This window comes from Actinomadura luzonensis, from assembly GCF_022664455.2.
Lineage (GTDB): Bacteria > Actinomycetota > Actinomycetes > Streptosporangiales > Streptosporangiaceae > Nonomuraea > Nonomuraea luzonensis.
The window spans coordinates 777,026-797,061 of the sequence record NZ_JAKRKC020000003.1 but is presented as its reverse complement, the minus strand read 5'-3'; the positions used below and the strand labels follow the sequence as shown (position 1 = coordinate 797,061).

At 73.5% G+C, this 20,036-nt stretch carries 22 protein-coding genes and 1 tRNA gene; 13 read left to right on the top strand and 10 right to left on the bottom strand.

Features of this window, described 5'->3' with window-relative positions:
* Positions 1-79: 79 nt before the first annotated feature.
* The gene (locus tag MF672_RS48740) at positions 80-406 is read right to left on the bottom strand and encodes a hypothetical protein (RefSeq protein WP_242373195.1); all 327 of its coding nucleotides are present in this window, start codon (positions 404-406) and stop codon (positions 80-82) included.
* A 113-nt stretch (positions 407-519) separates the two neighbouring features.
* Here MF672_RS48740 and MF672_RS48735 point away from each other — a divergent pair, with 113 nt between their 5' ends.
* The 3 genes from MF672_RS48735 (at position 520) to MF672_RS48725 (ending at position 3,073) form a co-directional block, all read left to right on the top strand.
* A complete protein-coding gene (locus MF672_RS48735) occupies positions 520-1,311 on the top strand; it encodes a thioesterase family protein (RefSeq protein WP_242373197.1) in 792 nt (263 codons plus the stop codon).
* 113 nt (positions 1,312-1,424) lie between these two features.
* Positions 1,425-2,324, top strand: a complete 900-nt coding sequence (murI, locus tag MF672_RS48730; protein ID WP_242373199.1) for a glutamate racemase — start codon at positions 1,425-1,427, stop codon at positions 2,322-2,324.
* Complete coding sequence (locus MF672_RS48725) at positions 2,321-3,073, top strand: MBL fold metallo-hydrolase (protein WP_242373201.1); 753 nt, start codon at positions 2,321-2,323, stop codon at positions 3,071-3,073. Before murI ends, MF672_RS48725 begins: the two co-directional genes overlap by 4 nt.
* Here the strand turns inward: MF672_RS48725 and MF672_RS48720 are convergent.
* Positions 3,058-4,305 (bottom strand): MFS transporter, encoded by a 1,248-nt coding sequence (locus MF672_RS48720; RefSeq protein ID WP_242373202.1) that lies wholly within the window; start codon positions 4,303-4,305, stop codon positions 3,058-3,060. The genes MF672_RS48725 and MF672_RS48720 overlap by 16 nt on opposite strands.
* 68 nt (positions 4,306-4,373) lie before the next feature.
* Between MF672_RS48720 and rph the strand changes: the two genes are divergently transcribed.
* From rph to MF672_RS48705, 3 genes are all read left to right on the top strand, one after another.
* Complete coding sequence (gene rph / locus MF672_RS48715) at positions 4,374-5,093, top strand: ribonuclease PH (RefSeq protein WP_242373204.1); 720 nt, start codon at positions 4,374-4,376, stop codon at positions 5,091-5,093.
* Positions 5,090-5,680, top strand: coding sequence for an RdgB/HAM1 family non-canonical purine NTP pyrophosphatase (gene rdgB / locus MF672_RS48710; protein ID WP_242373206.1), 591 nt, complete (start codon positions 5,090-5,092; stop codon positions 5,678-5,680). Before rph ends, rdgB begins: the two co-directional genes overlap by 4 nt.
* Before the next feature lie 130 nt (positions 5,681-5,810).
* A complete protein-coding gene (locus MF672_RS48705) occupies positions 5,811-7,484 on the top strand; it encodes a molybdopterin-dependent oxidoreductase (RefSeq protein WP_242373310.1) in 1,674 nt (557 codons plus the stop codon).
* A gap of 4 nt (positions 7,485-7,488) precedes the next feature.
* Here MF672_RS48705 and MF672_RS48700 read toward each other — a convergent pair whose 3' ends face one another.
* Both MF672_RS48700 and MF672_RS48695 read right to left on the bottom strand, forming a co-directional pair.
* A complete protein-coding gene (locus tag MF672_RS48700; RefSeq protein WP_242373208.1) occupies positions 7,489-7,983 on the bottom strand; it encodes a hypothetical protein in 495 nt (164 codons plus the stop codon).
* Between the two features lie 50 nt (positions 7,984-8,033).
* Positions 8,034-8,633: a DUF6286 domain-containing protein gene (locus MF672_RS48695; RefSeq protein ID WP_242373209.1), complete on the bottom strand. Its 600-nt coding sequence runs from the start codon at positions 8,631-8,633 to the stop codon at positions 8,034-8,036.
* A gap of 163 nt (positions 8,634-8,796) precedes the next feature.
* Between MF672_RS48695 and MF672_RS48690 the strand changes: the two genes are divergently transcribed.
* Positions 8,797-9,990, top strand: coding sequence for an amino acid deaminase/aldolase (locus MF672_RS48690; RefSeq protein ID WP_242373210.1), 1,194 nt, complete (start codon positions 8,797-8,799; stop codon positions 9,988-9,990).
* Positions 9,991-10,002: 12 nt separating this feature from the next.
* Here the strand turns inward: MF672_RS48690 and MF672_RS48685 are convergent, their stop codons facing one another.
* Positions 10,003-10,332 (bottom strand): DUF3618 domain-containing protein, encoded by a 330-nt coding sequence (locus MF672_RS48685; protein WP_242373211.1) that lies wholly within the window; start codon positions 10,330-10,332, stop codon positions 10,003-10,005.
* A 112-nt stretch (positions 10,333-10,444) separates the two neighbouring features.
* On the opposite strand from MF672_RS48685, the gene bcp reads away from it, so the two are divergent.
* Together bcp and MF672_RS48675 are read left to right on the top strand one after the other, a co-directional pair.
* Complete coding sequence (bcp, locus tag MF672_RS48680) at positions 10,445-10,918, top strand: thioredoxin-dependent thiol peroxidase (protein WP_242373212.1); 474 nt, start codon at positions 10,445-10,447, stop codon at positions 10,916-10,918.
* A gap of 128 nt (positions 10,919-11,046) precedes the next feature.
* A tRNA-Leu gene (locus MF672_RS48675) sits at positions 11,047-11,119 on the top strand.
* 29 nt (positions 11,120-11,148) lie between these two features.
* Here the strand turns inward: MF672_RS48675 and MF672_RS48670 are convergent.
* Positions 11,149-11,667 carry a hypothetical protein gene (locus tag MF672_RS48670; protein ID WP_242373213.1) on the bottom strand — a complete coding sequence of 173 codons (519 nt, stop codon included), beginning with the start codon at positions 11,665-11,667 and terminating at the stop codon, positions 11,149-11,151.
* A 165-nt stretch (positions 11,668-11,832) separates the two neighbouring features.
* On the opposite strand from MF672_RS48670, the gene MF672_RS48665 reads away from it, so the two are divergent.
* The 4 genes from MF672_RS48665 to MF672_RS48650 all read left to right on the top strand — a co-directional run bounded on the left by MF672_RS48665 (position 11,833) and on the right by MF672_RS48650 (position 17,029).
* Complete coding sequence (locus tag MF672_RS48665) at positions 11,833-13,002, top strand: sensor histidine kinase (RefSeq protein ID WP_242373214.1); 1,170 nt, start codon at positions 11,833-11,835, stop codon at positions 13,000-13,002.
* Positions 13,003-13,014: 12 nt separating this feature from the next.
* On the top strand, positions 13,015-13,665 hold the full coding sequence (locus MF672_RS48660) for a response regulator transcription factor (protein ID WP_242373216.1): 651 nt from the start codon (positions 13,015-13,017) through the stop codon (positions 13,663-13,665).
* Positions 13,666-13,773: 108 nt separating this feature from the next.
* Positions 13,774-14,514: an ABC transporter ATP-binding protein gene (locus MF672_RS48655; RefSeq protein ID WP_242373218.1), complete on the top strand. Its 741-nt coding sequence runs from the start codon at positions 13,774-13,776 to the stop codon at positions 14,512-14,514.
* A 1-nt stretch (position 14,515) separates the two neighbouring features.
* Positions 14,516-17,029 (top strand): ABC transporter permease, encoded by a 2,514-nt coding sequence (locus MF672_RS48650; RefSeq protein ID WP_242373220.1) that lies wholly within the window; start codon positions 14,516-14,518, stop codon positions 17,027-17,029.
* Positions 17,030-17,101: 72 nt separating this feature from the next.
* On the opposite strand, the gene MF672_RS48645 is transcribed toward MF672_RS48650, so the two are convergent.
* The 4 genes from MF672_RS48645 to MF672_RS48630 all read right to left on the bottom strand — a co-directional run bounded on the left by MF672_RS48645 (position 17,102) and on the right by MF672_RS48630 (position 20,008).
* Positions 17,102-17,371 carry an SUKH-4 family immunity protein gene (locus MF672_RS48645; protein ID WP_242373222.1) on the bottom strand — a complete coding sequence of 90 codons (270 nt, stop codon included), beginning with the start codon at positions 17,369-17,371 and terminating at the stop codon, positions 17,102-17,104.
* Positions 17,368-18,195, bottom strand: coding sequence for a toxin glutamine deamidase domain-containing protein (locus MF672_RS48640; RefSeq protein ID WP_242373223.1), 828 nt, complete (start codon positions 18,193-18,195; stop codon positions 17,368-17,370). The genes MF672_RS48645 and MF672_RS48640 overlap by 4 nt, the downstream gene beginning before the upstream one ends.
* 125 nt (positions 18,196-18,320) lie before the next feature.
* On the bottom strand, positions 18,321-18,527 hold the full coding sequence (locus MF672_RS48635; protein WP_242373225.1) for a hypothetical protein: 207 nt from the start codon (positions 18,525-18,527) through the stop codon (positions 18,321-18,323).
* Between the two features lie 104 nt (positions 18,528-18,631).
* Positions 18,632-20,008, bottom strand: a complete 1,377-nt coding sequence (locus tag MF672_RS48630) for an L-serine ammonia-lyase (RefSeq protein WP_242373227.1) — start codon at positions 20,006-20,008, stop codon at positions 18,632-18,634.
* Positions 20,009-20,036 lie beyond the last annotated feature (28 nt).

The window sequence follows — 20,036 nt, the reverse complement described above, 5'->3', positions numbered from 1 at the left end:
TCACAATGTGGACTTCTGGCCACACCAGAACGTAGTGCCTACGGCTTATCGGGCGCTTGCAGAACGCTGAAGCCCGCACTCAGGAGCGTTCGAGCTGGCCTTTGAGCACGCTGATGTGCACCTCCCCGCCGGCGTGGTCGGCGACGTCCGCCCACGGCACGAACGTGCAGCCGGCGTACACCACCCGCGCCAGCGCCTTCGACATCCAGGGCGCCCGTCCCTCGCGCTCGCGGGTCAGCCCCAGCAGGAGCGGCGCCCGGCGCTGCGAGACCACCAGGCCGTAGACGGTGTGGCTCTGCTGGAGCTCGCCCTTGTGCCGGACGACCCGGATGTCGACCACGTGACCGACCCACACCCCGTTGGCGTCCCAGACGGACTGGCCAATGAGTTCGGTAACAGTTGCCATGATCGGACTGTCTCATTCCGATCACGTTTCCGCAGGTAGGCGCGCTGATGAGGGGATGCCGTAGAGTATGGGGGCGACTAGAACATAGTTCCAGACTTGATGGGGTAGGGCGGATGACGAAGTTCGACGAGGCCACGCAGGCGATCAAGGTCGACGACACCACGTACGACGTGTGCCTCGACCCCGGTTACTCGATCGGCGGCCCGCTGAACGGCGGTTACCTCATGGCCGTGGTCCTGCGCGCGGCGGTGGACGCCTCGCCGTTCGAGCACCCGGTGAGCACCACGGCGCAGTTCCTCAAGGCCCCCGTGCCCGGGCCCGCGCAGGTCAGGGTCGAGCCGCTGAAGGCCGGCCGGACGGCCGCGTTCGCCCGCGCCACCCTCGTGCAGGACGGCGTGGCCAAGATCGAGTGCCTGGTCACCGCCGCCACGCTGACCGACGTGACCCCCGACTACCAGGACGACGAGGTCCACCCCATGCCGCCGGTCGAGGAGTGCCTGCGGCTGCCCGACCCCAAGCCCGAGTCGGGCATGACGCTGAACGCCCAGATGGAGCTGCGCTTCGACCCGCCCACCATCGGCTGGCTCAAGGGCGAGCCCACCGGCCGGCCCGAGTCGCGGGCCTACTTCCGCATGGCCGAGCCGCAGGACCCGGACGCGTACGTGCTGGCCCTCGCCGTGGACGCCCTCCCGCCCGTGGTCTTCTCGGCCGGGGCGCGCGGCTGGGCCCCCACCGTGGACCTCACCTGGCATCTCCGCGCCCTGCCCGCCCCCGGCTGGCTCACCCTGCTCGGCAGCGGCCGGATGATCTCCGACGGCTGGTTCGACGAGGAGGTCGAGGTGCGCGACTCCACCGGCCGGCTGGTCGCGCAGTCCCGTCAGCTCGCCCGCGTGGGACGTGGCTGAGCGGCAGCGCACGGTAGCGGTGTGACCAAGACGACACCGCATCATGCTCACGCGTCGCACATGTGAGCATTCTTACGCAGTGTTGATCGCCCTGGTCGCCTACGCTCTGAAGCGTGCCGGACACGAGTATTGGGATCTTCGACAGCGGGGTCGGCGGACTGACGGTCGCCAGGGCGATCATCGATCAGCTTCCTCACGAGTCCATCACCTACGTGGCCGACACGGCCCGGCAGCCGTACGGGCCGAAGTCCATCCCCGAGGTCCGCGCCTGCGCCCTGGAGGTGATGGACCACCTCGTCGAGTTCGGCGTCAAGATGCTGGTGATCGCGTGCAACAGCGCCAGCGCCGCCGTGCTGCGCGACGCCCGCGAGCGCTACGACGTGCCGGTCGTCGAGGTGATCCAGCCCGCCACCAGGCGCGCCGTGCGCGCGACCCGCAACGGCAGGGTCGGCGTGATCGCCACCAGGGCCACCATCGAGTCCATGGCCTATCACGACGCCTTCACCGCGGCTCCCGACGTGCAGCTCACCGGCGTGGCCGCCCCACGCCTGGTGGAGTACGTCGAACGAGGAGAGACGATGAGCGGCGAGCTCATCGAGGTCGTGCGCGACTACCTGGAGCCCGTCAGGGCCGCCGGGTGCGACACTCTCATCCTCGGCTGCACCCACTATCCGCTGCTCGCCGGCGCGATCTCGTACGTCGCCGGCGAGGAGGTCACGCTGGTCTCCAGCGCCGACGAGACGGCCAAGGACGTCTACCGGATCCTGCACGACCGCGACCTGGCGTCAGGAGGAGGGGCCACCCCCCGGCACCGCTTCCTCGCCACCGGCGACTCCAAGCTCTTCGCCCGGCTCGGGCGGCGCTTCCTGGGGCCCGAGATCGACGCGGTCGAAGTCGCACCTGTGGGGGGTACCACCTTTAACGGCCACTCGACCCCGGCGTACGGCCTGCTCTCCGGGTTCGGGCGGCCGAGCCGCGACGCCGCGCGTCGCAACGAGAAGGAGCCCACATGAAGGTGACCGTCGTCGGCTGCTCGGGGAGCTACCCCGGGCCCGACAGCCCCGCGTCCTGCTACCTGCTCGAAGCCGACGGGTTCAGGCTGCTGCTCGACCTCGGCAGCGGAGCGCTCGGCGCGCTCCAGCGCCACGTCGGGCTGTACGACGTGGACGCCATCTGCCTGTCCCACCTGCACGCCGACCACTGCCTCGACCTCTGCGGCTACCACGTCGCCCGCACCTACGGGCCGGAGGCCCCCTACCCGGCGATCCCCGTCCACGCGCCCGCCGACGCCCCGTCCCGGCTGGCGGCCGCCTACGGCATGCCGGACGAGCCCGGCCTGGAGACCGCCTTCGACTTCGTGCCGCTGGAGCCCGGCTGCTTCGAGATCGGCCCGTTCGTCCTCACCGCCGGGCTGGTCAACCACCCGGTCGAGGCGTACGGCTTCCGCGTCGCCGCGGGCGGCCGGGCCGTGGCGTACTCCGGCGACACCGGCGAGTGCGAGGAGCTGGTCAAGCTGGCCGGCGGGGCCGACCTGCTGCTGTGCGAGGCGTCGTTCGTCGAGCGCCCCGGCCTGCCCGAGGGCCTGCACATGACCGGCCGCCAGGCCGCCGAGCACGCCGCCAAGGCCGACGTCGGCCGGCTCGTGCTGACCCACCTCGTCCCCTGGAACGACCAGGCCGCCGTGCTCGGCGACGCCGCCGACGGCGGCTACGGCGGCCCGATCGAGCTGGCCCGCAGCGGCGCCGTCTACGACCTGGCCTGAACCCGGCCGGCCTCGTCGAACTCCCGCATCCGCGGCAGCGGCGAGAACAGCAGCGGCACGAACGCCAGCGCCCGGCCCGTCAGCAGGATCCACAGCGCCTGCCGCACGCCGAGCTGCGCCGCGATGAGGCCGCCGAGCAGCGCCCCCACCGGCATCGTGCCCCACACCAGGAAGCGCACCGAGCCGTTGACCCGCCCGAGCATGTGCTCGGGGGTCATGGTCTGGCGGTAGGTGAGCTGGCCGACGTTGCTCATCGTCGCGCCCCACGAGATCATGAACGAGGTGATCGCGAAGAACGAGGCCCGCCAGTCCGCCTGCGTCATGGGCAGCAGCAGGCAGAACGGCGGCACGATCACGGCCGCCGCCCAGGTCATCCTGGCCGTGCCGAAGCGGCGCGCCAGCCGGCCCGCGCTGAGCCCGCCGACCACCCCGCCGACGCCGCCCGCGGTGAGCAGCGCGCCGAGCACGCCCGGCTCCAGCCGCACCGTGTCCGACAGGAACAGCACCGACAGCCCGAGCACCCCGCTCACCGACAGGTTCGCCATCGCGGACGACGCCACGAACATCCGCAGCAGCCGGTCGTGCCACAGGTACGACAGCCCCTCGCCGATGCCGCGCAGCAGCGGCCGGCGCTCGCCGTCCTTGCGCGGCTCGTCCGAGGTCCTGATGGCGGCGAGGAAGAGCACCGAGGCCAGCGAGCCGAGCGCGGTCGCGCTGATCGTGCGCGCCGCCCCGACCAGCTCCACCAGCGCGCCCGCGACGGCGGGCCCGGACAGGAACGACGCCGAGCGCACCGTCTCCAGCTTGGCGTTGCCGTCGGCGAGCTGCGGGCTGCGCACCAGCCGCGGCAGGTACGTCTGGTCCGCCACGTCGTTGAACACCTGCGCGGTGCCCGCGAGCAGCGCCACCACGCACAACATCGGCATGCTCAGCACGCCCAGCTCGGCCGCCACGGGAATGCTGCCGATCAGCACGAAGCGCGCAAAATCGGCCGCCATCATCACCCGCCGCCGCCGCATCCGGTCGACCCACACCCCCGCGGGCAGGCCGATCACCAGGTAAGCGGCGGTCTGCAGCGACGCGAGCAGGCCGACCTCGGCCGGCCCGGCTTGCAACACCAGCACGGCCACCAGCGGAAGCGCCACCCGGGAGATGTTCGCCCCTAGTTCGCTGGCGAGATGGGAGCTGAGGAACCGGAGGAAGTCAGGGTTGCGCAACACCCCCGTTGTCATTGCGTAAGGATCCATGTGGTGGACACATTTGGTCAAGAGTGTCGGGCCGCGGAGATAGGGTGATCTGCATGTCCCGACAGGATGGCCGCAACCCTGACCAGCTCCGTCCCATCACGATCACCCGCGACTGGCTGGCCCACGCCGAGGGGTCCGTGCTGGTCGAGTTCGGTGGCACCCGGGTGCTCTGCGCGGCCTCGGTCCAGGACAGCGTGCCGCGCTGGCGCAGGGGCAGCGGGCAGGGCTGGGTCACGGCGGAGTACGCCATGCTGCCGCGGGCGACCAACACCCGCAACGACCGCGAGTCGGTGCGCGGCAAGATCGGCGGGCGCACCCACGAGATCTCCCGCCTGATCGGCCGCTCGCTGCGCGCCTGCGTCGACTACAAGGCCCTCGGCGAGAACTCCGTGCTGCTCGACTGCGACGTGCTGCAGGCCGACGGCGGCACCCGCACCGCCGCGATCACCGGCGCCTACGTCGCGCTCGCCGACGCCGTCGCGTGGATGCGCGAGCGCCGCATGTGCCCCGGCGACCCGCTGATCGGCTCGGTCGCGGCCGTCTCGGTCGGGGTGGTCGGCTCGACGCCGATGCTCGACCTCTGCTACGCCGAGGACGTCGCCGCCGAGACCGACATGAACGTGGTCATGACCGGCGAGGGCAGCTTCGTCGAGGTGCAGGGCACCGCCGAGGGCGCCCCGTTCGACCGCGCCGTGCTCGACCGCCTCCTCGACCTCGCCGTGGCCGGCTGCGAGGAGCTCACGCTCATCCAGCAGGAGGCTCTGGGTTCATGAAGATCGTGCTGGCCACGCGCAACCCGGGGAAGATCGCCGAGCTGCGGCGCATCCTGTCCGGCTTCGACATCGTCGGGCTGGAGGAGTTCCCCGCCATCGGCGAGATCGCCGAGACGGGCGTCACGTTCGAGGAGAACGCCCTGCTCAAGGCGCACGCCGTCGCCCAGGGCTCGGGCCTGCCCGCCGTCGCCGACGACTCCGGCCTCTGCGTCGACGTGCTGAACGGCATGCCGGGGGTCTTCTCCGCGCGCTGGTCCGGCCGGCACGGCGACGACCAGGCCAACCTCGACCTGCTGCTCGCGCAGGTCTCCGACGTGCCCGCCGACCGGCTGAGCGCCCACTTCGCCTGCGTGGCCGCGCTGGCGCTGCCGTCCGGGGAGCAGCGCGTGGTCGAGGGCGACCTGCCGGGCCACCTGGTCACCACGCCGCGCGGCACGGGCGGCTTCGGCTACGACCCGATCTTCGTGCCCGAGGGCGAGCGGCGCACCACGGCCGAGCTGACGCCCGAGGAGAAGGACGCGATCAGCCACCGGGGCCGCGCCTTCCGCGCCCTCGCGCCGCTGGTCCGCGAGCTGCTGGCGTCCTGAGCCGCCCGTAACCACCGCGTAAGAACCCGGTGGTGCGGAGGGGCGTAGCGTCGGCAGTGTGCAGAGGAATGTGACGGCCCAGACGGACGTGACGGCGCAGGCGGACGGCAAGGCGCGGCGGGAGTTCGCGGTGCCCGCCTGGGCGGGCGCGCTCGCGGGGCTCGCGGCCGGGGCGGTGGCCCTCGGGCTCGCGCAGCTCGTGGCGGGCCTCGCCGGGCCCGAGACGTCGCCGGTGGTCGCCGTGGGCGACGGGGCGGTCGACCTGACGCCCGCGCCGGTCAAGGACTTCGCGATCAGGACGTTCGGCGAGAACGACAAGACGGTGCTGGTCGGCGGCGTGCTCGTGGTGCTCGCGCTCGTGGCGGCCCTCATCGGGGTCCTCGCGCGGCGGCGGGTCGCGTACGGGGTGGCGGGGCTGGCGGTGTTCGCGGCGGTCGGGGTGGCCGCGGTCGTCACCCGGCCGTCGGCGTCGGCCGTGGACGCGTTGCCGACGGTGCTGGGAGCGCTGGCCGGCGTCTGGACGCTCACCTGGCTCCTCCGCCGCGCCACCACCCGCCCGCAGCCCGCTCCGGCTGACGCGCCCTCGCCCGGCGCCGCACCCGCGGGCGCTTCCTCTGCGGCTTCCTCTGCGGCTTCCTCTGCGGCTTCCTCTTCCGGGGCCGCCGCTGGGGCTTCGCCGCAGGGCGAGGGCGTGGAGCGGCCCGCGGTGATGCGTGCGGGCGGCGAGCAGGCGACCGGCTTCGACCGGCGCAGGCTGCTGACCGGGGTCGCCGGCGGCGTCGTCGTGGCCGGCGCGGCGGCGGCGCTCGGGCGCGAGCTCGGCGGCCGGCAGGCGGTGGACACCGCCCGCGTCGGCGTGGCGCTGCCCAGGCCCGCCACCCCCGCCAAACCCGTCCCCGCCGGCGCCGACCTGCGCATCAACGGCCTGTCCTCCTTCATCACCAGGAACCAGGACTTCTACCGGGTCGACACCGCCCTCGTCGTCCCCCAGGTGAGCCCTGCCGACTGGAGGCTGCGCATCCACGGCCTGGTGGACCGCCCCGTCGAGCTCACCTACGCCGACCTGCTCAAGCTGCCCCTCACCGAGGCCGACGTCACGCTCACCTGCGTCTCCAACGAGGTCGGCGGCGAGTACGCGGGCAACGCCCGCTGGCTCGGCGTCCGCATGCCGGACCTCCTGCGCCGCGCCGGCGTCCGCTCCGGCGCCGACATGCTCCTGTCCACCTCCGCCGACGGCTTCACCTGCGGCACCCCGGTGGACGTGGTCATGGACGGCCGCGACGCGCTCTTCGCGATCGCCATGAACGGCGAGCCCCTGCCCGTCGAGCACGGTTTCCCGGTGCGCCAGGTGGTGCCGGGCCTGTACGGCTACGTGTCCGCGACGAAGTGGGTGGTGGACGTCAAGGTGACGCGGTTCGACCAGGACGAGGCGTACTGGACGCCGCGCGGCTGGTCGGCCAGGGGCCCGATCAAGACCCAGTCGCGCATCGACGTCCCGAAGGCGGGCGCCTCGCTGAAGGCCGGCCGCGTGACGATCGCCGGGGTGGCGTGGGCGCAGCACAAGGGCGTGGACGCGGTGGAGGTCCGGGTGGACGGCGGCGCCTGGCGGCAGGCCCGGCTGGCCGACGTGCCGAGCCCGGACACCTGGCGTCAGTGGTCCCTGGACTGGGACGCGACGCCCGGCTCCCACACGTTGGAGGTCCGGGCCACGGACACCACCGGCTACACGCAGACCGACCGGAAGGCCCCGCCCGCCCCGGACGGCGCGACGGGCTGGCACGCCATCACCGTCGAGGTGTCCTGAGCGGTCACCGGCGGACGTGGAGGCGGGCCACCGCCGGGGTCTCGTCGTCGCGCAGCTCCCGGCGGATCTTTCCGATCACGTCCTGGTCCAGCTTGCTCACCACGGACCCCACATCGGCCGCGCTCGGGCAGGTCACGCCGATCCGCAGCCCGTCGGAGCCCAGCTTGACGGTGGCGCGGCCGAGCCCGTCCACGCCCTTGAGCCCGACGTACAACATGGCGGTGCCGGTCCCGTTGCGGACGCCGCGCCGCCCCCACCCCAGGCAGAGCAGCAGCCAGCGGAGCGCGACGAGAGCCAGCAGGAGCAGCCCCAGCGCAAGGGCCCACAGGGGCCAGGCCGCGTCCGTCAGGGCGCGGTAGGCGTGCGCCGGCAGGATCCTGGCGTCCGGCGGCAGGCCGAGGAAGCGGTCCTGGCCGCGCAGCCAGGCGTACCCGCCGAGCGCGGTCAGCGTGCCGCCCACGACGGCCAGCCCGACGCGGTTGCCGCTGTACTGACGCATTCACGTCCTCCTCAGGGGAAACGGGGACTCCTCACGGCGGAACAGGGGCTTCAGCCGCCTTTCCTGCGCAGCCGCACGACGACCTCGCCGGTGCCGAGCGTCCCCACCCCGGCCAGCCGGTCCCCGACGGCCGTGCCGACCTGCCGCAGCATCGCGCCGGAGCTCTCGGCCGCCGTCACCACCGTGACCTCGATCGTGCGCGGCCGCAGCCGCACCCGGGCCTTGTCCACGCCGGCCACCTGCTGCGCGGCGGCCCGCAGCGTGCGCCGCAGCCCCGACCGGGTGATGCCGATGACGATGAGCTGGTCGGCGGTCTGCACCGGCACCAGCCGGCACCGCCCGGGCACGACGGCCAGCAGCACCATGGCCGCCCCCGCCGCGGCGGTCACCACAGCCGCCTGGGACGCCTCCTGCCACGTGGTCCTGCCCGCCAGCTCGGCCAGCTCGTCGACGGGCACCCACCCGAGGGGGTGCCCGAGCAGCCCCGCCACCACCTCGGCCGCGCTCGCCCCGAGCCCGCCGGCCAGCACGAGCGACACGACCGCCCCGGGCAGGGCGCGCGCCGGCCTGAGCACCCGCCTCGCCCTGCGCAGCGCGCTCTGCTGCGGGACGGCGGGCGCGCTGGGACGTTGCCGCTGGAGCGTGGTCATCACATGCACAGACGTACACGGGACCCGTGTGGCCGCCGCGCTGCCCTCGCCGCCGCTTTGCCCGATCCTTACCCGGCCTTCCTGTTCCCACCGCCGCCGGCGACGCAAGTTTTGAGGCGGTTCTGCGCTGAACTTCCGTTATGAACTGGCTTAGGCTGCTGGCATGGACGACCGCCGGCGTTACGACCGTGCCACCGCGGAGCTGGAAGCCCCGTTCGCGATGCTCGACCTGGCGGCGCTGCGGGCGAACGCGGCCGACCTGGTGCGGCGGGCCGGGGGCAAGCCGATCCGGGTGGCCAGCAAGTCGGTGCGCAGCCGGGCGGTGCTGGAGCGGGTGCTGGCCATGGACGGCTTCCGCGGCGTCATGGCGTTCACCCTGCCGGAGGCGCTGTGGCTGGCCGGGCACGGGTTCGGCGACCTCCTGGTCGCCTATCCGACGGCCGACCGGCACGCGCTCGCGGCGCTGGCGGGCGACGCGGAGGCGGCGCGGGCGATCGCGGTGACCGTCGACTCGGTCGCGCACCTGGACTTCATCGAGGCGGCGGTGTCCGGAGTGCGCTCGCGGGCGGAGATCCGGATCTGCCTGGACGTCGACGCCGGGTTCGTCGCCCTCGGCGGGCGGTTCCGGGCGGGGGCGCTGCGCTCGCCGGTGCGGGAGCCGGGGGACGCCGCCGACCTGGCCGCCGAGATCGCCAAACGGCCGGGGCTGCGGCTGGTGGGGCTGCTGGCCTACGAGGCGCAGATCGCGGGGGTGGGCGACGCGCCGCCGGGGAGCGGCGGCTACGCCCGCGCGGTGCGGTTCATGCAGGCCAGGTCGGCGCGGGAGCTGATCGTGCGGCGCGGCCGCATCGTGAACGCGGTACGCCAGTACGCCGACCTGGAGTTCGTCAACGGCGGCGGCACCGGCAGCGTCGAGCTGACCGTGCGGGAGAAGGCCGTCACGGAGGTGGGCGCCGGGTCAGGGCTGTTCCACCCCCGGCTGTTCGACTTCTACCGGCGCTTCACCGGGCATCCGGCCGCGTTGTTCGCGCTGCCGGTGGTGCGGCGGCCGGGGCCGGACACGGTGACGGTGCTCGGCGGCGGCTACCCGGCCTCCGGGGCCGCCGGGGTGAGCCGCCTGCCGCAGCCGTACCTGCCCGCGGGCCTGCGGTTCGCGCCCGACGAGGGCGCGGGCGAGGTGCAGACGCCGTTGCTCGGGCAGGCGGCGCAGGACCTGCGGATCGGGGACCGGGTGTACTTCCGGCACGCCAAGGCGGGTGAGCTGTGCGAACGGTTCGACGTCCTGCATCTGGTCGAGGGGGACAGGCTCGTGGAGTCGGTGCCGACGTACCGTGGTGAGGGCCGCACCTTCCTGTGAGCCTGCCCGGGATCAGCGGCGGCGGCGCCTGCGCCACAACATGACGGCCGCGCCCACCACCAGCACCGCGCCCACCGCGATGAGCACCGGAGCGACGTTGGGCTGCTCCTCCTGCCACACCTGGTCGGGGTCGTCGGTGTAGGCGACCGGCCGCGGCGTGACCCCGAGCGCGTCGCCCACGGACGTCACGAACTGCCCGGCCCTGGTCTTGACGTCGGCCACCGTGCGCTCGGCGACCCGCTTGGGGCTCATCCGGTCGGCGATGGCGTCGACCGTCTGCGCCAACTCCGCGCGCGTGCGCGCGATCCGCCGCTCCAGCTCGTCGGGATCGGTGTCAGCCATGGCTCTCCTCTCGACCGTGTGCGCCCGGTCGTGATCAGTCTGTCAGGTCCGCGTGCGGTACGGCACGCCGGCCGGGCGGTAGGTTGGCGAAGAGAACTCGAGGAGGGCCCCCATGACCGAAACCAAGCTCGCGCCCGGCGACGCCGCGCCCGAGTTCACGCTACCCACCGCCGCCGGCGGCACCGTCTCGCTGGAGGACTACCGCGGCAAGCGGGTGATCCTCTATTTCTACCCTGCCGCGATGACCCCCGGCTGCACCAAGCAGGCCTGTGATTTCCGCGACAGTCTCGGGCAGCTCACCGCCGAGGGTTTCGTCGTGCTCGGGGTGTCGAAGGACAAGCCGGAGAAGCTGGCCAAGTTCGCCGAGCGCGACGGGCTGACCTTCCCGCTGCTGTCGGACCCGGAGCTGGCCGTGCACAAGGCGTACGCGGTGTACGGGCTGAAGAAGCTGTACGGCAAGGAGGTGGAGGGCGTCATCCGCTCGACGTTCGTCATCGACGGCGACGGCAAGGTGGAGCAGGCCCTCTACAACGTGAAGGCCACCGGGCACGTGGCGTCGCTGAAGAAGAAGCTGGGCCTGGCGTGAAACGCTTTCCCCGGCGGGCCTGCGTGTAAGATTGGCGGCACGTGGCAGGGGAGGTCGTCGAGCTTTCCGCGTCCTCTGCCCGATCGCCGTTCCCGCCGCGAGGCCGCAGGCGCGGGCGGGCGATCAAAGGGGTCGTAGCCCAATGGCAGAGGCGCAGTCTTTAGGTGGCTGTCAGTGTGGGTTCGAATCCCACCGGCCCTACGCACCACCGGCTCCACGCACGAACCGGATCAGCCGGTGCTGGTCGGGCCGGTGTCCGGCAGCGGCTCCATGCGGGGCTGCTCCATGCGGGGCGGCATCGGCACGACGCAGAGCCGGCCGCCGTCATCGTCGGGGCGGCAGAAACCGGGCAGGCGTTGCGGGCCGCGCCGCTCCCAGTACACCGAGCCGTGGTCGACGCGGTCGTGGCCGTCGTTGAGCATCGCCACCGCCGTGCCGCCGAGCAGCGTGCCGAGGACGACGCCGGCCAGGCCGGCTCCGGCGAGCTGCGCGCGCCTGCCGCGCAGCCGGTCACGGAAAGACGCGGGGCGGGGCGGTTCGCCGGGAGAGTCCCAGTTCGGCGACGGGTACCCAGCCGTGGGGTAGTCGCGGGGGCCCGGCGGGATCTGGCCGTACCTCAGGCGGGGCGCGCCGTAGGCGTCGGTAGGGGCCGAATCGGCTTTCGCGGCGCCCTGAGGGCCTCCGGGGGTCGGGTCGCGCGGTGCTTCCTCTTCACCGCGCGACCCGGCGTCGCGATCATGATCCGCCATCACGATCTCCCTTTACTCGCCCGCTGAAGGGGCGCTCCCAGGTACAAGAGTGCCGGAACGGGCGTAAGACCGGCGTAAGACCCTCGCCATGTGCGACCTGGGTCGTAGGCGCACTTCCCCCTCCAGGTGGACCAATGCTGTTCCCCGCCTACATATCGTGATGATGTGTTCGGCAGGGTACGGACGTGGTCACGTAGCCACGAGAAGCTCGCGAGCGCCCTGCGGGTCGCTCCTCTGGCGGCGTTGTGCGGCCTGCTGGCCGTGCCGTACGCGACCTCGGCCGTGCCCATCGGCGGCACCTACCTCGACCTGGGCGGCTACCTCGCGCTGTCGGCGGCGCTGCTGGCCCCGCTGCTGCGGCTGGCCAGGCCGGTCCCGTCGTTCGCGGTGATCGCGCTGATCAGCTTCGGGCAGTGGCTGGCGGGCGTGGACCCGCTGCCGGCCAACCTCGCGGTGCTGGTGGCGCTGTGGGCGGTGGCCTACCGGTGCGCCTTCCGCTGGGCGCTGGCCGCCGGGCTGGTGGCCGAGCTGGGCATGTGGATGGCGCTGGTCAACTGGGAGAGCCCGTCGTTCGGCACGTTCTTCAGCGGCTCGATCTTCGTGGTCACGATCTGGCTGTTCGGCCTGTACGCCGGCACCCGCCGCCGCTACCTGGAGGGCCTGGAGGAACGCGCCGAGCGGGCCGAGCGCGAGCGCGACCAGCAGGCCAGGATGGCGGCGGCGGCCGAGCGCGCCCGCATCGCCCGCGAGCTGCACGACGTCGTGGCCCACAACGTGAGCGTCATGGTGGTCCAGGCCGACGGCGCGGGCTACGCCCTCGACAGCGACCCCGAGCAGGCCCGCCAGGCGGTCCGGGCGATCTCGAAGACCGGCCGGGCCGCGCTGGCCGAGATGCGCCGCCTGCTCGGCGTGCTCCGCGACGGCGGCCCCGCCGACACCGACTACACCCCGCAGCCCGGTCTGGACCAGCTCGACGAGCTGGTGCGGGGCGCGGGCGTGCCGGCCCGGCTGGTGGTGGCGGGCGCGCCCGGCGAGCTGCCCGAGGGCCAGCAGCTCGCCGTCTACCGCATCGTCCAGGAGGCGCTGACGAACGCGCTCAAGCACGGCGGCCCGGACGTCCGGGCGCTGGTCGAGATCCGGTACGACGGCCCCGAGCTGGTGGTGCGGGTCACCGACGACGGCAGGGGCGCGACGGCGCCGCACGCGCAGGGCGGGCACGGGCTCATCGGCATGCGCGAGCGCGTCGGCATGTACGGCGGCGCCGTCTCGGCCGGGCCGCGCCCCGGCGGCGGCTTCGAGGTGCTGGCCCGGCTGCCGACGGCCAGGGCGGCGTAGGGAGGCGGGGCCGTGATTCGGGTGATGCTGGTCGACGACCAGGAGCTGCTGCGGGCGGGCTTCCGCATGGTGCTGGGCGCGCAGCCGGACATCGAGGTGGTGGCGGAGGCCGGCGACGGCGCGGCCGCCCTGGAGCTGCTGGCCACGACCGAGGTGGACGTCGTCCTCATGGACGTGCGCATGCCCGGCATGGACGGCGTCGAGGCCACCCGCCGCATCGACGGGCCGAAGGTGCTCATCCTGACCACGTTCGACCTCGACGAGTACGCCTTCGCCGCGGTCAAGGCGGGCGCGGCCGGGTTCCTGCTGAAGGACGTGCCGCCGGACGACCTGCTCAGCGCCATCCGGCACGTGCACGCCGGCGACGCCGTGGTGGCGCCCACCACGCTGCGGCGGATGCTGGACCGCTTCGCCGCCCAGCTCCCGTCGCCGGAGCCGGTCGCGGCGGCCGAGCTGACGCCGCGCGAGCGCGAGGTGCTGCTGTCGGTGGCGCGCGGCCTGTCGAACGCCGAGATCGCGGCCCGGCTGGAGGTCGCCGAGGCGACGGTGAAGACGCACCTCGGGCGGGTGCTGGCCAAGCTCGGGCTGCGGGACCGGGCGCAGGTGGTGGTGTACGCGTACGAGGCCGGGCTGATCGTGCCCGCCCCTCGGCCGAAAGTCTGACCGGGGTCGTCTGGGGTGTGACCCGAAGTCCCTCCTTGAGGCCCAGGGAACGGGACGTTTCCGCTCCTAGCGTGAGTCGCGTCCGAAAAACGCGACAAGGAGCGACGAGTGACCCTCACCCAGGCCCCGCCCGCCGTGGTGGCCACGAACTTGACCAAGGTCTACGGCCGGGGCGACGCCGCCGTGCACGCCCTCCGCGGCGTCACCGTGGCCTTCCACACCGGGGCCTTCACCGCGATCATGGGGCCGTCCGGGTCCGGCAAGTCCACGTTGATGCACTGCCTGGCCGGGCTCGACGCCGCCACCTCCGGCACGGTCCGGGTCGGCGACACCGAGCTGACCGGGCTGAGCGACCGGCAGCTCACGCAGCTCCGCCGGGACCGGATCGGCTTCGTCTTCCAGGCGTTCAACCTGCTGCCCACGCTCACCGCCGAGCAGAACATCCGGCTGCCGCTCGACATCTCCGCCCGCCAGGCCGACCAGGCGCTGTTCGACCGGGTGATCGACACCGTGGGGCTGCGGGAGCGGCTGGGGCACCGGCCGGGCGAGCTGTCCGGCGGCCAGCAGCAGCGGGTGGCCGTCGCCCGGGCGCTGATCAGCAAGCCGCAGGTCATCTTCGCCGACGAGCCGACCGGCAACCTGGACTCGCGCAGCGGCGCCGAGGTGCTGTCGTTCCTCCGCACGTCGGTGCGCGAGCTGCACCAGACGATCGTCATGGTGACGCACGACCCGGTCGCCGCCTCCTACGCCGACCGCGTGGTGTTCCTGCGCGACGGCGAGCTGGTCACCGAGGTCGCCGCGCCGACGCCGCAGTCCGTGCTGGACACGCTCGTGAAGCTGGAGGCGTGAGGTGCTGAGAACGGCACTGGCCGGGCTGCGCGCGCACCGGCTGCGGCTGCTGCTCACGTCCGTGGCGATCGTGCTCGGGGTGGGGTTCATCGCGGGCACGTTCGTGCTGAACGACACCATCGAGGCCGGCTTCGCCCAGCGCGTCACCGCCGACGCCGGCAAGGTGGACGTCGCCGTGCTGCCCGAGGACCGCGGCGGCGGCGTGCTGCCGGAGGAGGTCCTGGCGCGGGTGCGGGCGGTCCCCGGCGTCACCGACGCCCAGGGCCTGGTCCGCGGGCCCGCGCCGCTGCTCGGCAAGGACGGCAAGGCCGTCGGCGGCACCCCGACCACGGCGGTCTCCGTCGTCCGGGGCCCGCTCGACCGCACCGCCATCGTCGCCGGCACCGGCCCCGGCACCGACGACCGGGCGGCCGTCCTCGACGAGAGCACCGCCCGCGTCAACGGCTTCGCGCTCGGCGACGAGATCACCGTGCTGGACGCCCGCCAGGCCCGGCACACCTTCAAGCTGGTCGGGCTGCTCGACCCGGGCGTGGACCAGGAGCTCGCCTACACCGGCGCGGTCGGCCTCACCACCGCCGCCGCGCTGCGGATGACCGGCGCGAAGGGCTACCACGAGATCGACGTCGCGGGCGCCGCGCCCGGGCTGGAGCGGGCCGTGGCCGCCGCCGCCGGAGCCGGGGCCGTGGTGCGGAGCGGCGAGGAGCTGGCCGGCGACCTGGCCCGCGAGGCCGGGCTGGAGCTGCGGACCCTGACCGTCGGGCTGCTGCTGTTCGGGATCGTCGCGATGATGGTGGCCGCGCTGGTCATCTACAACACCTTCGGCATCCTGGTCGCGCAGCGCACCCGCGAGATGGCGCTGCTGCGCTGCATCGGCGCCACGCGGGGGCAGGTGTTCGGCTCGATCCTGCTGGAGTCGGCCGCGGTCGGGCTGGTCGCCTCCGTGCTCGGCCTGGCGATCGGGTACGGGCTGGCGGTGCTCGCGCTCGCCGTGCTGGCCGCGTTCGACGCGCCGCTGCCGACCGACGCCGCGGTCACGCTCACGCCGGTCACGGTCGCCGCCGGGCTGGCCGTGGGCGTCGTCGTCACCGTCGCCGCGGCGCTGCTGCCCGCCCGCTCGGCCACGCGGGTGCCGCCGGTCGCGGCGCTGCGCGCGCAGGCCGAGGAGCAGGCGTTCCGCACGGGCGCGGCGCGGTGGGCGATCGCGGCGGTGTTCCTGCTGGCCGGGACGGGGGCGACCGCGTTCGGGGTGTGGGGGATGCCGGCCGGGCAGCCGGCCACGCTGCTCGTGGTCATGGCGGGCGGCGCGCTGACCTTCCTGGTCGTGCTGATCCTCGGGCCGGTGCTGGTCCGGCCGCTGAGCGCGGTGGTGGGCTGGCTGCCGGGGCGGCTGGCCGGGGTGCCGGGGCGGCTGGCGCTGGACAACGCGGCGCGCAACCCGGGACGGGCCGCGACCACGACGGTCGCGCTCACCATCGGGGTGACGCTGATGACGCTGATCTCGGTGCTGAGCGCGTCCACGCGGGTGACCGTGTGGGCGAAGCTGGACCAGCAGTTCCCGGTGGACTACCTGCTGAGCGCGCAGGGCGGCGAGGCCGGGGTGCCCCGCTCGGTCGCCGAGGAGCTGCGGCGGGCGCCGGAGCTGGCGTCGGTGCTCCAGATCCGCGAGACGCCGGCCAAGGTCACCGGACGGGCCGGGGGGACGCGCTCGTACGACCTCGGGACCTATCGCGGGCCGGTCACCCCCGGGGTCGTGTCCGGCTCGATGGCGGGGCTGTCCGCGTCGGGACGGGTGGCGCTGCTCGACTACGTGGCCACCGAGCTGGGCGTCAAGGTCGGCGACACCGTGCGGGCCAGGATCGGGCGGGACGGGAGCGCCGTGCCGCTGCGGGTGGCCGCCGTACTCGACGGGGCCAACTCGGCCCTGCCGGCGCTCACCGTGGCCGAGGGGGCGTTCGACGCCTGGGCCCCGCGGCTGCCCGACTCGCGGGTGATGATCAACATCAGGGACGGCGTCTCCGCCGACCGGGCGAGGGCCGTGGTGCGGGCGGCGGTCGCCGCGTACCCGACAGTGCAGTTCGCCAGCGCCACCGAGGTGCGCGCCGAGTTCACCGAGACCCTGGACATGCTCCTCATGATCGTCACCGGGCTGCTGGGGCTGGCGATCCTGATCTCGCTGCTGGGCATCGCGAACACGCTGTCGTTGTCGGTGCACGAGCGCACCCGGGAGTCGGCGCTGCTGCGGGCGCTCGGGCTGACCCGGCCGCAGCTGCGGCGCATGCTGTCGGTCGAGGCGCTGGTGCTCGGGCTGATCGGGGCGCTGGTCGGGGTGGTGCTCGGCGGGGTGTTCGGCTGGGCGGCGGTGATGGCGATGCTGGACGGGGCGGTGCTGTCGGTGCCGGTGGGGCAGATCGGGCTGTTCGTGGTGCTGTCGGGCGTGGCGGGGGTGGTGGCCGCGATCGTGCCGGCGCGGCGGGCGGCGCGGGCCTCGATCGCCGGGGCGCTCGCGGCCGGGTGACGGGAGCGGGACGCCCGCCCGGCCCAGACCGCGGACGACGGGCCGGGGCCCGGCAAAACGCCCGCCCGGGGTTCAGCGGGGGGTGGGGCCGGGCCAGAGCTCGGCGACCGTCTCCGGGTCGAGGAGCGGCCGGGCCACCACCTCGCCGGTGTTGTCGTCGATGACGACGCACCCGCCCCCGATGGTCTCCGGCAGCCGGGCGGGGTCGTCGGGATCGAGCTCCCGCACCCAGGCGACATATCCGTCGTGGAACCCGTACACGCCCACCGGGACGGCCTCCTCCGCCGGCCGGGCCCCGTTGAAGTACTCCTCGGCCAGCGCCCGCGCCTGCTCCAGGTTCACCGCGGCCTCCCCTGCCGGTCGAGGATCACGCAGAAGACCCCCGTCACCGTCAGGTACGGCGGCTCCACCGACATGTGCCCCCGCTGGGCGTCGATCCAGATGACCTCGTCGTCGGCGTTGACCGCGTTCCAGGCGTGGGTGCCGCCCCCGGGCCAGCGCACGACGATCACCGCGCTCGCGCCGTGCCCGGCCTCCAGCAGCCGCCGCGCGATCATCGGGTACGCGTGCCGCCCCTGCCCCGCGTACTCCAGCCGCTGCCCCACCCACCGCTCGATCCTGGCGGTGCTGCCGCGCTCGCCGGTGAGCACCGGCCGGCCGATGCGGTCGTGCTCGGGCAGCCGGGGCGCGGCCGTGGCCGGCTCGCCGTGCCAGGTGGAGAGCACCGCGAGGGCGCAGTCGGCCGCGTTGGAGGACCGGAACGGGTCGTCGGCGGGGCCGCCGCCGTTGATGAGCCTGATCCAGGTGCCGCGCGGGTCGGGGAAGCGCGCCCCCGGGGGCAGCGCCTCCATGAGGTCGCGCTCCGCCCGCGGGTCGGGCTGGGCCAGGCCGCCGGGCACGTCGTACGGGCGGCACTCGGTGAGCGGCGGCGGCCGGTGCGGCCGGTCGAACCAGTCGTCCGCGCCGCCGGCCGGCGGCCTCTCCTCGGCGGGCCCGGCGTCGGGCCCGGCCTCGGGCCCGGTGGTGTCGTCCTCCTGGACCGGTGCGCGCTCGTCCAACTCGGCGGCCCGCTCGTAGTCGAGCCACCGCACCCCGTCCCCGACGACGGGGTTGTACCGCCCCTCGGGAAGGACCCACTGGACACTCGGCTTGCGCTCGCGGAACACGGCCTGCCTCCTGTCATCCCTTGGTCACCGATCGTAGATGCGCCGTCACGCGGCGGAGGCGAGAAGCGGAAGATTCGTGCCCCCAGGCACGGCCGGCCTGGGGGCTTCGGTCATCCGCCGCGCCGTCAGAAGGGTCCGACGAACTGGCCGGAGTATTGGCCTCCCCTGCAGAGGTTGACGCCTCCGGCGATCGGGGTGACGGTGCCGCCGCCCTTGACGCACTGCTCGGCCGAGACCACCGTGGCCTGCGCGGGAGCGGCCGCCGCCGCGAGGGTGAGACCTGCGAGGACTGCGCTCGCGACGAGCGCCAGAGGACGGGAGAAGGTGTGCATTTCGAGGAGTCGCCTTTCTTGTCGTCGGGACTCCTCATGCATGCCCGCCCACTGACTACTCAAAGTAACTTTACGGTTACAGTGAGTTAGCTGGAGCGGGGTGGTCAGCACTCGATGACGTTCACCGCGAGGCCGCCCCGGGAGGTCTCCTTGTACTTGTCGAGCATGTCGCGGCCGGTGTCGCGCATCGTCTTGATGGCCTTGTCCAGGGCCACGTAGTGGCGGCCGTCGCCGCGCAGCGCGATCCTGGCCGCGGTGATGGCCTTGTTGGAGGCGACCGCGTTGCGCTCGATGCACGGGATCTGCACCAGGCCGCCGATCGGGTCGCAGGTCAGCCCCAGGTTGTGCTCGATGCCGATCTCGGCGGCGTTCTCCACCTGCTCCGGAGTCCCGCCCATGACCTCGGTCAGGCCGGCGGAGGCCATGGAGCAGGCCGAGCCGACCTCGCCCTGGCAGCCGACCTCGGCCCCCGAGATGGAGGCGTTCTCCTTGAACAGCACGCCGATCGCGGCGGCCGTCAGCAGGAAACGGATCACGCCCTCGTCGTCGGCGTGCGGGACGAAGCGGGAGTAGTAGGTCAGGACGGCCGGGATGATGCCGGCCGCGCCGTTGGTGGGCGCGGTGACGATGCGGCCCCCGGCGGCGTTCTCCTCGTTGACCGCCAGCGCGAACAGCGTCACCCAGTCCATCGCCTGCAGCGGGTCCTTCTCGGCCGGCTCCGACTGCAGACGGCGGTAGAGCTGGTTCGCGCGGCGCTTGACCTTGAGGCCGCCCGGCAGCACGCCCTCGCGGGAGATGCCCCGGCGCACGCACTCCTGCATGACCCGCCACAGGTTGAGCACGCCCGCGCGGATCTCCTCCTCGGTGCGGCCGAACGCCTTCTCGTTCTCCATCATCAGCGCCGAGATCGACAGGCCGGTGCTCGAACAGTGCTTCAGCAGCTCCTCGCCCGTCGTGAACGGGTAGGGGAGCACGGTGTCGTCGGGCTTGATGCGGCCGGCGCCGGTGGCCTGCTCGTCCACCACGAAGCCGCCGCCGACCGAGAAGTAGACCTTCTGGCGCAGCTCGCCGCCGTCGGCGTCGTAGGCGGTGAAGCGCATGCCGTTCGGGTGCTCGGGGAGGGTGATCTTGCGTTCGAAGACGAGGTCGCGGCCCACGACGAAGGGGATCTCGTGGCGGCCGTACAGGCGCACGGCGCCCGCCTCGCGCATGGCGGCCAGGCGCTCGTCGACGGTGTCGACGTCCACCAGCTCCGGCTTCTCGCCCGACAGGCCCAGCAGGACGGCCTTGTCGCTGCCGTGGCCCTTCCCGGTCAGGCCGAGCGAGCCGTACAGGATCGCCTCGACGCGGGCCACGCGCTCCAGCAGGCCGTCCTCGTGCAGGCCCCGGGCGAACTTGTGCGCGGCCGCCATCGGGCCGCCGGTGTGCGAGCTGGAGGGGCCTATGCCGATCTTGAAAAGGTCGAAGACGCTGATCGCCATTGATGCGCGCCCTTCATGAGTGACGGGG

Excerpts from the sequence above, each read along its gene's own strand:
- MF672_RS48740 (WP_242373195.1), bottom strand. The coding sequence starts at position 406 with ATGGCAACTGTTACCGAACTCATTGGCCAGTCCGTCTGGGACGCCAAC.
- MF672_RS48735 (WP_242373197.1), top strand. The coding sequence starts at position 520 with ATGACGAAGTTCGACGAGGCCACGCAGGCGATCAAGGTCGACGACACC.
- MF672_RS48725 (WP_242373201.1), top strand. The coding sequence starts at position 2,321 with ATGAAGGTGACCGTCGTCGGCTGCTCGGGGAGCTACCCCGGGCCCGAC.
- MF672_RS48720 (WP_242373202.1), bottom strand. The coding sequence starts at position 4,305 with ATGACAACGGGGGTGTTGCGCAACCCTGACTTCCTCCGGTTCCTCAGC.
- rph (WP_242373204.1), top strand. The coding sequence starts at position 4,374 with ATGTCCCGACAGGATGGCCGCAACCCTGACCAGCTCCGTCCCATCACG.
- rdgB (WP_242373206.1), top strand. The coding sequence starts at position 5,090 with ATGAAGATCGTGCTGGCCACGCGCAACCCGGGGAAGATCGCCGAGCTG.
- MF672_RS48700 (WP_242373208.1), bottom strand. The coding sequence starts at position 7,983 with ATGCGTCAGTACAGCGGCAACCGCGTCGGGCTGGCCGTCGTGGGCGGC.
- MF672_RS48695 (WP_242373209.1), bottom strand. The coding sequence starts at position 8,633 with ATGACCACGCTCCAGCGGCAACGTCCCAGCGCGCCCGCCGTCCCGCAG.
- MF672_RS48690 (WP_242373210.1), top strand. The coding sequence starts at position 8,797 with ATGGACGACCGCCGGCGTTACGACCGTGCCACCGCGGAGCTGGAAGCC.
- MF672_RS48685 (WP_242373211.1), bottom strand. The coding sequence starts at position 10,332 with ATGGCTGACACCGATCCCGACGAGCTGGAGCGGCGGATCGCGCGCACG.
- bcp (WP_242373212.1), top strand. The coding sequence starts at position 10,445 with ATGACCGAAACCAAGCTCGCGCCCGGCGACGCCGCGCCCGAGTTCACG.
- MF672_RS48670 (WP_242373213.1), bottom strand. The coding sequence starts at position 11,667 with ATGGCGGATCATGATCGCGACGCCGGGTCGCGCGGTGAAGAGGAAGCA.
- MF672_RS48635 (WP_242373225.1), bottom strand. The coding sequence starts at position 18,527 with ATGCACACCTTCTCCCGTCCTCTGGCGCTCGTCGCGAGCGCAGTCCTC.
- MF672_RS48630 (WP_242373227.1), bottom strand. The coding sequence starts at position 20,008 with ATGGCGATCAGCGTCTTCGACCTTTTCAAGATCGGCATAGGCCCCTCC.